Raw genomic sequence first — 399 nt, forward strand, 5'->3', positions numbered from 1 at the left:
TATGGGGTAATGGCATCATCATGGGTGGCGGACTGGGCTTAACGGCTGGCGCAAGCCATAAAGTGATGACAGAAACGTCGCGCATCGCGATGCCGGAAATCACCATTGGCTTATACCCTGATGTTGGTGGGAGCTATTTCCTCAATAAGATGCCAAAAGGCGTTGGACTATTCTTGGGTCTCACCGCAGCAAACATTAACGCTGCGGATGCCAAACTGGTTGGGCTCGCCGATCATTTTATGGACTCAGAAAAACTGAGCTTACTGTTACAAAACCTAGTTGAAGTGAACTGGGGTAAAACCAATGTATTAAATCATGAAAAGCTTACTCAGTTGCTGTTGTCACTAGATGAAGCGTCTCATGCGCCGCCAAAAAGCGAAATTAAACCGCTTATCAAAG

Annotated in this window: 1 protein-coding gene; it reads left to right on the top strand. The window is 46.6% G+C overall.

Features of this window, described 5'->3' with window-relative positions; genetic code table 11:
• On the top strand, nucleotides 1-399 hold a 399-nt coding region (locus tag CWC11_RS20880; protein ID WP_138684180.1), incomplete at both ends, for an enoyl-CoA hydratase/isomerase family protein.

Origin of the sequence: Pseudoalteromonas sp. S3178 (genome assembly GCF_005886985.1) — a bacterium.
GTDB classification, from domain to species: Bacteria; Pseudomonadota; Gammaproteobacteria; order Enterobacterales; family Alteromonadaceae; genus Pseudoalteromonas; species Pseudoalteromonas carrageenovora.